The organism is Solirhodobacter sp. (assembly GCF_964715405.1).
Genome location: NZ_CBAICG010000070.1, coordinates 1 through 9,682, shown reverse-complemented (window position 1 = coordinate 9,682; position 9,682 = coordinate 1). Strand labels below are relative to the sequence as shown.

Here is a 9,682-nt window from a genome sequence, read left to right as displayed (position 1 = left end):
CGAAATCTCTCAACGATGACATCTGCGCCCCCAATCCCGAACGAAAACGGGGGCAAGCAACGACCCTGTCGCGGGGTGGAGCAGCCCGGTAGCTCGTCAGGCTCATAACCTGAAGGTCACAGGTTCAAATCCTGTCCCCGCAACCAAATCTAACAACAATATTAAATACTTGGAACCCGACAGAAACAGTCAGGTTTTTGGCGTTGCAGTTCTTGTCAACGCCTGGTCAACGTTTGGCGAGTCCACCCTGCAACGCAGAAGCGGGCAGAAAACCCATGTCCGCCGACTCTCGCCAACGCTAATCGTTGCCTGCGCCGGGCTCTCCGAGCTTAGCATGCAGTTCACGAACAGTGTCCTACGTGATCTCAGCTGCCGCAGCTTTTCTACCGCGTTCAAAAAGATGCCTGCTGTCCCCACAAGCTGTGCCCTCTTCCAATGACGGATCTTCGTCGGGTGCTCGTCGTACATGGCTGCCAGCTACGACACGGTGTACCCGCCCTTCAGCGCCCTTAACTCCGCGCGCGCCTTGAACGCCAGGCCGTGATTCCTGCGTCTAGAAATGTTTTGATATCTTCGTTCTTTGAGAACCGCAGACGACAGCTTGTAGCTTCCGTCACTGTCTGATTTTCGGCCGGTAGCTCAAATTGTGCCCCGCTTACTTGACATATTCCTCCACTATTCCTCGCCCTTGGCCATCGGAAAGTCGACGCGGGCGCGCTCGAGGATCCAGTTGCGCACGTTGCGCACCACGCTGCCCTTCGCGAGCTGGCTGCTGAGCAGGTAGTAGGTCCACGGGCTTGGCGGGCGGGCGTCGGGGAAGGGTTCCACCAGCAGCCCGCGTTGGATGTAGGTGCGCGCAAGCGAACGCTGCGTGGCGATCAGCCCCCCGCCCATGGTGGCAAGTTCCAGCGCGATGTTGGAGGCGTTCGTCGACAGCGCCTTGTCGTGCCCCGCGCTGTCGATACCAAGTGCCTCGGCCATGCTGTGCCAGTATTCCTGCCGTCCGTGCACGAAGATCCAGTCATGCTTCAGGATGTCCTGCGCCTCGCGGATCGTCGGCGGCCCGTCCAGAAGGTGCGGCGCACAGAGCAGCATCAGGTGATCGTCCCAGAGCTTGGTGCCGCCGTGCAGGCGGTCGTCTTCGCGCCGGATCGACAGGGTGATGTCGGCCACCTGCTCGCCCAGATCTTCCCAGATCGTGCCGTGCAGAACCACCTCGATTTCCGGATGCGCCTGCCGGTAGGCGGCAAGGCAGCCGGCCAGCCAGTTCTCGGCCAGGCTCATCGGGCATGAAACCACGACCGTCCGGTTGCGGGCCGAGGTGACGACGGCCTCTGTCGCCTGATCGATCTGGTCGAGCGCGGGCCGCAGGGTCGGCAGGAACGCCTCGCCCATCTCGGTCAGCTTGAGGCTACGCGGGTTGCGGTGGAAGAGCTGGCGGCCGATGTAGTGTTCCAGCGCGCGCACATGGCTGCTGATCGCCGCCTGGGTGTAACCAAGCTCTTCCGCGGCGGCGGTGAAGCTCAGATGCCGGGCGGCAGCCTCGAACGAGCGGATATGGTGGAGCGGGGCAGGCGGCTTCATCGGAATGTCCCTATATCGTCCGATGCTAGCTCCGACCGGGGCCGCGATCAATCACTTCACCCCTCGCCATGCCCCCGAAAAATTTGGGCACGCACCCTGATTGAATTTCGTGCGCTTCGCATGATCCCAAATTAATTTTGAGGCAAGTGCAGCGGAGGAGTGCCGGAACCATGTCTGACGCCGGGATGACGGGCGAGGCTTTACCGGCGCTTTCCAGGGTCGGCGATCTGGCGTTGCGCCGGGGGGCAGGCGAGTTTCCCGAGCCGGTGCTGCGGGCGGCGGCACTTGCTACGTTGGACACGCTGGGGATTGTGATTGCCTCGACCCCGATGGAGGCGGGCGTCATCGCGCGCGAGGCGGCGTGCCTTCTGTACGGCGCCGGGCCGGGGTCGATCGCGGCGCGGATGCTGGTCGACGGGCGGCGTGTCAGCCTTGCCGGTGCCGCCTTTGCCGCCGCGACGCAGACCGACAATCTGGACGGGCACGACGGCTACAACCCCACGAAGGGGCACATCGGCGTGGTCGCCATCCCGGCACTTGCGGCGCTGGCAGAGGGGCTGCCGGACCTGTCGGGCCGGGAGGCGCTTGCGGCTGTCGTCACCGGCTATGAGGTTGCGGGGCGGGCCGCGATCGCGCTGCACGCGACGGTGAGCGATTACCACACCTCGGGCGCGTGGAACGCGCTTGGCGTGGTAGCGATGGCGGCGCGCCTGCGTGGGATGTCGCAGGCGCAGATGCGCGAGGCGCTGGGGATCGCCGAATATCACGGGCCGCGCAGCCAGATGATGCGTGAGATCGCAACGCCCACCATGCTGCACGACGGATCAGGCTGGGGCGCGCTGGTCGGGTTGTCGTCGGCGGTCATGGCGGGCCTTGGCTTCATCGGCGCCCCCGCGATCACGGTGGAGGCGCCGGAAGTGGCGGGCGTCTGGGCCGATCTCGGCCAGTTCTGGCAGATGCAGCATCAATACGTGAAGCCCTATCCGATCTGCCGCTGGGCCCATGCCGCGATCGACGCGACACGCGCGCTGGTGCTGGCGCACGACCTGCGGCCGGATCAGATCGCGGGCATTCGGGTGAACAGCTTCCACTATGCGGCGACGCTGTTCCCCGGCATGCCAGATACGACGTCGAAGGCGCAGTACAGCCTGCCCTTCGCGGTGGCCTGCATGGCCGTGCATCGGCGCATCGGGGTAGAGCAGATTTCGGGGGCGGGGCTCTCCGATGCGGCGGTGGCGGCGTTCCTGCCGAAGGTGACGGTTCATGAAGAGGCGCGGCATCAGGCGCGGTTTCCGGCCGGGCGCTGGGCCGATGTGGCCATGACGCTGACCGACGGGCGCGTGCTGGCCTCTGGCGACACCCACGCGCGCGGCGGGCCCGAGGCGCCCTTCACGCCCGACGAGGTGATCGCGAAATACATGGATTTCGCCGCGCCCGTCGTCGGTCGGACGCGGGCCGAGGCGATCCGCAACGGGGTGCTGGGCCTTGCCGAAGCGGGCAGCCGCTTCGCCGATCTTGCCGCCCACCTCTACGACCCGCCCGGGGCCTGAGATGGTGCTGCGCCTGCTGAAATACGGGCTGAGCCGGACCTATCCGGTGACCGGCGACCTGCCGGCCACGGCAGATCTGCGTGGGGCCTACGATGTCGTCATCGTGGGCGGCGGTGGCCACGGGCTGGCCTGCGCGCATTATCTGTCGAAATACCACGGCATCCGCAGCGTCGCCGTGCTGGAAAAAGGCTGGCTCGCAGGCGGCAACACCGCGCGCAACACGACCACGATCCGGTCGAACTACATCACGCCAGAGGGCATCGCCTTCTACAAGGAAGGCGTTCGCCTGTTCGAGGAGATGAGTCAGGAACTGGACTTCAACATGATGTTCTCGCAGCGCGGGCAGTTGACGCTGGCGCACAGCGAGGCGACGCTGCGCGGCTTTCACCTGCGCGCCGAGATGGGCAGGCATCTGGGCATCCGGATCGAGGTGGTCGATGCGAAGGGCGTGCAGGAGCATTCGCCACTGCTGAACATGGACTTTGGCGGGCCACTGGAAATCCTGGGCGGCCTCTGGCACGCCGACGGCGGCACGGCGCGGCACGACGCCGTGGCTTGGGGCTATGCCGCGCAGGCCGCGCGGCGGGGAGTGGAGATCCACCAGCGGACAGAGGTGCTGGCTTTCGAGCAGGCCGGGGACCGGATCGACGCGGTCGTGACGAATCGTGGCCGCGTCGCCTGCGGCCAGGTGCTGGTCGCAGCGGGCGGGATGAACTATCCGGTCGCGCTGAAGGCGGGGGTGGAGCTGCCGATCCGCAACTTTCCGCTTCAGGCGATGGTGACGCAGCCGCTCAAGCCCTTCCTGCACACTCTCGTCTCTTCGGTCAGCCTGCACACCTACCTTGTGCAAACCGACCGCGGCGAGGTGGTGATCGGCGGTGGGTCGGACCCCTACCAGCTTTATTCGACCCGCTCGACGCTCGACATGAAGGAACATCTGGCAGCGGGGGCCGTGCACCTGTTCCCCTTCCTGCAGAAGGTTCCCGTGCTGCGGCAATGGGCCGGGATCACTGACATGACGCCAGATTACAGCCCGATCATGGGGGCAAGCCCGGTGCCGAACCTGTGGCTCGACTGCGGCTGGGGCACCTGGGGGTTCAAGGCCACGCCGGTTGCTGGCAAGCGGATGGCCGAAACCATCGCCACCGGCCGCGTGCCCGACCTTCTTCAGCCCTTCGCGCTGACCCGGTTCGGCGCCTTCCGGCTGCTGAACGAAATGGGCGCAACGGCGGCGAGCCATTGAGGGGCACATGAAAATCCTCACTTGTCCGATGAACGGCCCGCGCAACATCGAAGAGTTCCAGTCTTTCGGGCCGGTGCGGCCCACGCCCGACCCCGACACGGCCAGCGATGCGGACTGGGCGCATCACCTGTTCCATGCCGAGAACCGACCGGGCGTGGTGCTGGAATGGTGGCGGCATGTGCCGTCCAACTACTTCTTCCTCGCCGAGCGGCACATCGTGACGAATGTGATCCTGCGCACCTTTGACCCGTCGGAACGGGAGGAGGGGCGATGAGCCGCCTTCCCGCCCCCTGGGGCACCCGGATCGACCGCAACCAGCCGGTGCGCTTCCACTTCGAGGGGCGCGAGGTGGCGGGCTTCGCGGGCGACAGTGTGGCCAGCGCGCTGGCCGCAGATGGCCAGTGGATGCTGTCACGGTCGTTCAAGTATCACCGCCCGCGCGGCATCCTGTCGATGGCGGGGGCCGAGGCCAACACGCTGGTGCAGCTTCCCGGCCAGCCCAACATGGCGGCAGAGCGCGTGCCGATCCGCGAGGGGCTGGAAGTGTCGGCGCAGAACGTGACCGGCTCGCTGGCGCGCGACCGGGGCGCGGTGATGGACCGGTTGGGTCGCTTTCTGCCGGTGGGCTTTTACTACCGCAGCTTCATGGGCCCCGGAAAGCAAGCCTTCCTGCGGCTGTGGGAGCCGCTGATCCGCCGCCGCGCCGGGCTTGGACGGGTGGAACCGGGGGCGGCGGCGGGGCACTTCACCGGCGCGCATCTTCATTGCGACGTGCTGGTGGTCGGTGGCGGGCTGGCGGGACTTTCGGCGGCGGTGACGGCCGCGAAGGCCGGGGCCGATGTGATCCTGTGCGACGAAAACGCGGCGCTTGGCGGTGCCGAGACCTGGCGGCGGACCGACGGCGCTGCGCTGGCGCCGCTGATGGCGGAGGCGCAGGGGCTTGCCGGGCTGCGCATCCTGACCGGCACCACCTGCAACGGCTGGTTCGAGGACAACTGGCTTCCGCTGATCCGGGGCGGGCACCTTTACCGCACCCGGGCGCGCGAGGTGATCCTTGCGCCGGGCACGATCCCTCAACCCGCCGTGTTTCGCAACAACGACTTGCCGGGCATCTTGCTGGGCAGCGCGGTGCAGCGGCTGATGCGCCACTACGGCGTACGCCCCGGACAGTGCGCGGTGGTGCTGGCCGCGACGACAGAGGGATATCGCGTGGCGCTCGACCTGCTCGACGCCGGGGTGGAGCTTGCCGCGCTGGCCGACCCGCGCCCGGGCGGCAGCGGCGGCGGGATGGGAGAGGCGCTGCGGCAGCGGGGCGTGGAGGTGATCGCCGGAACCGTGACCGAAGCGCGCGGCCAGCGCCATCTGGAGGCGGTGCAGGTCGCCGGGCGCTGGATCGGCTGCGACCTTCTCGCCGTGTCGGTGGCCGACGCTCCGGCATGGCAATTGCCCTGTCAAGCGGGCGCGAAGCTCGGCTATGACGAGACCACCGCCCGCTTCAGCCTGACGCTGCCGGAGGGGCCCTTGGGTCTTGCCGGGGCGGCGAACGGCTGCGCCACGGCGGGCGCCGCGATGGCGGATGGTGCGCGGGCGGCGTCGTTAGCCCTGGCGCGGCTTGGCCTGCCCGGCGAGCCGGCCATACCGGTCGAAGATCCCGATGCGGAGCTGGCGGCCTTCGCCCTGCCGATCAAGGCGCATCCGCAAGGGCGCGACTTCGTCGATTTCGACGAGGATCTGCAGGTGAAGGATCTGATCCATTCCGTGCAGGAAGGGTATCGCGAACTGGAGCTGCTCAAGCGGTTCTCCACCCTCGGGATGGGACCGAGCCAGGGCCGTCACTCGGCCCTTGCCGGCGCGCGCATCCTTGCCGCCGCGACCGGCCGGACAGTGGGCGAGATCGGCGTGACGACAGCGCGCCCGCCCGTGGGGCCCGAGCCGCTGGGCCTTCTGGCCGGGCACCACGCACTACAGGAGCGGCGCACGGCGCTGCATGCCCGTCACATAGCCCTCGGCGCCCGGATGCGGCCAGCAGGGGCATGGTGGCGACCCTTCCAGTACGGGGCCGATGCCGATCGGGCTGCGGCGGAGGAGGTGGCGGCCGTGCGAAACGCCGCGGGGATGCTGGACGTCTCGACCCTTGGCAAGCTGGAGGTGCGGGGGCCGGACGCGGGCGCCTTCCTCGACCGGCTTTACACGATGGCCCATGCCAGCCAGCCGGTCGGCCGGGTGCGGTATTGCCTGATGCTGAACGAGATGGGCACCGTCATCGACGACGGCGTGGCCTGGCGGATGGCGGAAGATCGCTACTACGTCACCGCCACCACCGGCGCCGTCGGCAGCGTCTATGCCGACATGCTGTTCTGGAACGCGCAGTGGCGGATGAAGGTCGACGTGCTGAACATGACCTCGGCCTTTGCCGCGATCAACGTTACCGGCCCTGCGGCGCGGGCGGTGCTGGAGGCCACGGGGACCGACATCGACCTTTCGCCCAAGGCGTTCCCGCATCTGCACGGCCGCGAAGGCAAGGTGGCGGGCGTCCCGGTCAGGGCGATGCGGATCGGTTTCACCGGCGAGGTGAGTGTGGAACTGCACTGCCGGGCCAGCCGGGCGATACCGCTGTGGGACGCGTTGATGCAGGCGGGCGCGCCGCTGGGGCTGCGGCCTTATGGCCTTGAAGCCTCGCGCATCCTGCGGCTGGAGAAGGGGCACATCATCATCAGTCAGGACACCGATGCCCTGACGACGCCCGACGAACTTGGCATGGGCTGGGCGGTGTCGAAGGCCAAGCCGTTCTTCGTCGGCAAGCGATCGCTTGAGATGCGGCGGCGGCTGGGTCTTGCCCGGCGGCTGGTAGGTCTGATGTTTCCGCAGGGTTCCGGCGAGTTGCCGGGGGAAGGCTGCCTTGTCCTGCGACAGGGGCAGCCGGTCGGCCACGTCACCTCGTTTGCCCGGTCGCCGACGCTGGGCCATGCCATTGCGCTGGCCTACGTGCACCCCGGGGATGCGACCGAGGGGGCGGCAGTGACGGTAAGATGTCGAAGCGGCGCGCTGATCACCGCCACGGTGGCGGGGCACGCGTTCTTCGACCCCGACGGCAAGCGGCAGGAGATGTGATGGAGGCGCGCAAGGTCTATCCCCGCGATCCGGGCGGCGCTGCCGAGGGGCTGGCGCTTCCGACCGGACCGCTGGCCGTTGCCGACCTGACGGCCGTGCCGCGCTTCGGCCTGAAGGGCGCGGGCAGCGCGGGCTGGCTGGCCGCGCAGGGTGCGGGGCTTCCCGGCGTGAACGGGATCGCGGAGTGGCGCGGGATGCGGATCCTGCGGCTTGGGCGGGAGGATCTGCTGCTGCTCGCCGAAGGCGCGGCGGGGGCGCTGGCGCAGACCAACGCGGACTGGGAAGCCGAGGCGGGCCCTCGTGGCTGGCCCTCGTGGCGGGAGGAGGGCTGGGCCTGGGTCCGCCTGTCCGGCCCCGCAACGGGCGAGGCAATGGCCCGGCTCTGCGCGCTTGACTTGCGGCCTGCGGCCTTCGGGGACGAGCGGATCGCGCAGACACGGTTCGGCGGGGTGGAGGTTGTGCTCTTCCGAAGCGGGGCCTGCTTCGACATCCTCTTCGACATCACCCTGACAGCGCATGTGATTGGCCTGATCGCTACTGTGGCCGATGACCTCTGTCGGATGGAGCATGAACCATGACCAGACTCGAGGGTATCGTCTGCCCGATCGCGACCCCATTCAATGATGACGGCAGCCTCGCCCGCGACCTCTATGTTTCCCATGCCCGGCATATGCTGGCGGAAGGGGCGCATTACCTTTCGCCCTTCGGAACCACGGGCGAGGCGCTGTCGGTGAGCATGGCCGAGCGGAGGGCGGCGCTGGAATGGCTTCTGGAGGACGGGATTCCAGCGAACCGGCTGATGCCGGGCACCGGCCTGACCGCCTTGCCGGAGACAGTGGACCTGTCGGTCCACGCCGTGGGCCTAGGCTGCGCTGCTGTGATGGTGCTACCCTCGTTCTTCTACCGTGCGGTCGGGGACGATGGGCAGGCGCGCTACTACCGGGAACTGATCGAGCGGATCGCCGACCCGCGGCTGCGCGTCATCCTCTACAACATCCCGCAGAACAGCGGGGTGCCGGTCTCGCCCGACCTTGCCCGGCGGATGAACGAGGCGTTCCCCGAAACGGTCGTGGCTTACAAGGACAGTTCAGGGGACTGGACGAACACGCAAGCGGTGATCGCGGCGGCGCCGGGCATCTCGGTCTTTCCGGGGTCGGAAAGTTTCCTGACGGCGGGTCTCGCACTGGGCGGCGGGGGCTGCATCTCGGCCACCGTCAACCTGAACGCGGCGGCGATCCGGGCGGTCCATGACGGCGCGCGGGCGGGGCGCGACGTGACGGCTGCGGAGGCTTCGATGAAAGCGGTGCGCAAGGCGGCGCAGGAGGCCGGGTTGATCACAGGGGTCAAGGCGGTGCTCGCGGTGCGCTCCGGTGATCGGCGGTGGCTGAACCTGCGGGCCCCGCACCTTGACGCGACATTGGCGCAGGGCGAGGCGCTGGCAGCGCGCATCGCAGAAACGGAGCAACCGCGATGAGCGCGCACCCGATGGTTCTTCTGCACACCGACAACGGGCAGGCCGCGCTTCGAGTGCTTGCCGAGACGCATCCCGACCTGACGGTGCATCTGTGCCAGACGCACCACGGCATGGCGCAGGCACTGGTCGAAAGCGGGGCCGAGGTCGTCTATTCCATGCGCTTTCCCGGGCCCTATCCACGGGAAGCCCTGATGGCCGCGCCGCACCTGCGCTGGATCGCGGTGGGCGGGTCGGGCACCGACCACCTGCGGCCCTGGGATACCGCCCGGCTGACCGTCACAAATTCGGCCGGAGTCGCCGCCGACATGATGGCGGAATACGTGCTGGGTGCGATGCTGCACTTCTCGCAGAACCGCCACATCTTCGCGCGCGCCCAGCGGCGCCGGGAATGGCTGGACCTTGGCGTGGAACCCGTGGCGGGGCGATGCGTGCTGATCGTCGGCCTTGGCAAGACCGGAACGGCGGTGGCGCGGCTGAGCAAGGCGTTGGGGCTGACGGTGCTGGGCTGCCGCGCCCGCACGCGCCCCACACCGTTGGTGGACGAGGTGCACTCGGTCGAGGACTTGCCCGCCCTGCTGGCGCGCGCCGATTACGTCGTCTGCTGCGTGCCGCTGACCGAGGCGACGCGGGGGCTGATCGGCGCCACCGCCTTCGCCGCGATGAAGCCGGGGGCGGTTCTGATCGACGTCTCGCGCGGCGGCGTGGTGTCCGGCGCGGCGC

8 protein-coding genes and 1 tRNA gene are annotated in these 9,682 nt (G+C 68.2%); 8 read left to right on the top strand and 1 reads right to left on the bottom strand.

Annotated features, from left to right (window positions below; translation table 11 throughout):
- Positions 1–69: 69 nt before the first annotated feature.
- Positions 70–146: transfer RNA gene (locus tag AC11WY_RS18555), tRNA-Met, on the top strand.
- 529 nt (positions 147–675) lie between these two features.
- On the opposite strand, the gene AC11WY_RS18550 is transcribed toward AC11WY_RS18555, so the two are convergent.
- Complete coding sequence (locus AC11WY_RS18550; protein WP_482928246.1) at positions 676–1,584, bottom strand: LysR substrate-binding domain-containing protein; 909 nt, start codon at positions 1,582–1,584, stop codon at positions 676–678.
- A 170-nt stretch (positions 1,585–1,754) separates the two neighbouring features.
- On the opposite strand from AC11WY_RS18550, the gene AC11WY_RS18545 reads away from it, so the two are divergent.
- The 7 genes from AC11WY_RS18545 to AC11WY_RS18515 form a co-directional block, all read left to right on the top strand.
- Positions 1,755–3,134 carry an MmgE/PrpD family protein gene (locus tag AC11WY_RS18545; protein ID WP_482928244.1) on the top strand — a complete coding sequence of 460 codons (1,380 nt, stop codon included), beginning with the start codon at positions 1,755–1,757 and terminating at the stop codon, positions 3,132–3,134.
- Position 3,135: 1 nt separating this feature from the next.
- Positions 3,136–4,377, top strand: coding sequence for an FAD-dependent oxidoreductase (locus tag AC11WY_RS18540; protein ID WP_482928242.1), 1,242 nt, complete (start codon positions 3,136–3,138; stop codon positions 4,375–4,377).
- Positions 4,378–4,384: 7 nt separating this feature from the next.
- Positions 4,385–4,651 (top strand): sarcosine oxidase subunit delta, encoded by a 267-nt coding sequence (locus AC11WY_RS18535; RefSeq protein WP_482928240.1) that lies wholly within the window; start codon positions 4,385–4,387, stop codon positions 4,649–4,651.
- Positions 4,648–7,488 carry a 2Fe-2S iron-sulfur cluster-binding protein gene (locus tag AC11WY_RS18530; protein ID WP_482928238.1) on the top strand — a complete coding sequence of 947 codons (2,841 nt, stop codon included), beginning with the start codon at positions 4,648–4,650 and terminating at the stop codon, positions 7,486–7,488. Before AC11WY_RS18535 ends, AC11WY_RS18530 begins: the two co-directional genes overlap by 4 nt.
- Complete coding sequence (locus AC11WY_RS18525; RefSeq protein ID WP_482928236.1) at positions 7,488–8,066, top strand: hypothetical protein; 579 nt, start codon at positions 7,488–7,490, stop codon at positions 8,064–8,066. Before AC11WY_RS18530 ends, AC11WY_RS18525 begins: the two co-directional genes overlap by 1 nt.
- The gene (locus AC11WY_RS18520; protein WP_482928234.1) at positions 8,063–8,962 is read left to right on the top strand and encodes a dihydrodipicolinate synthase family protein; all 900 of its coding nucleotides are present in this window, start codon (positions 8,063–8,065) and stop codon (positions 8,960–8,962) included. The genes AC11WY_RS18525 and AC11WY_RS18520 overlap by 4 nt, the downstream gene beginning before the upstream one ends.
- Positions 8,959–9,682: NAD(P)-dependent oxidoreductase (locus AC11WY_RS18515; RefSeq protein WP_482928232.1), on the top strand; the 724-nt coding region annotated here is incomplete at its 3' end. The genes AC11WY_RS18520 and AC11WY_RS18515, both read left to right, overlap by 4 nt.

What these genes read in the sequence shown, in the direction of transcription:
- AC11WY_RS18550 (WP_482928246.1), bottom strand. Translation starts at nt 1,584, where the DNA reads ATGAAGCCGCCTGCCCCGCTCCACCATATCCGCTCGTTCGAGGCTGCC.
- AC11WY_RS18545 (WP_482928244.1), top strand. Translation starts at nt 1,755, where the DNA reads ATGTCTGACGCCGGGATGACGGGCGAGGCTTTACCGGCGCTTTCCAGG.
- AC11WY_RS18540 (WP_482928242.1), top strand. Translation starts at nt 3,136, where the DNA reads ATGGTGCTGCGCCTGCTGAAATACGGGCTGAGCCGGACCTATCCGGTG.
- AC11WY_RS18535 (WP_482928240.1), top strand. Translation starts at nt 4,385, where the DNA reads ATGAAAATCCTCACTTGTCCGATGAACGGCCCGCGCAACATCGAAGAG.
- AC11WY_RS18530 (WP_482928238.1), top strand. Translation starts at nt 4,648, where the DNA reads ATGAGCCGCCTTCCCGCCCCCTGGGGCACCCGGATCGACCGCAACCAG.
- AC11WY_RS18525 (WP_482928236.1), top strand. Translation starts at nt 7,488, where the DNA reads ATGGAGGCGCGCAAGGTCTATCCCCGCGATCCGGGCGGCGCTGCCGAG.
- AC11WY_RS18520 (WP_482928234.1), top strand. Translation starts at nt 8,063, where the DNA reads ATGACCAGACTCGAGGGTATCGTCTGCCCGATCGCGACCCCATTCAAT.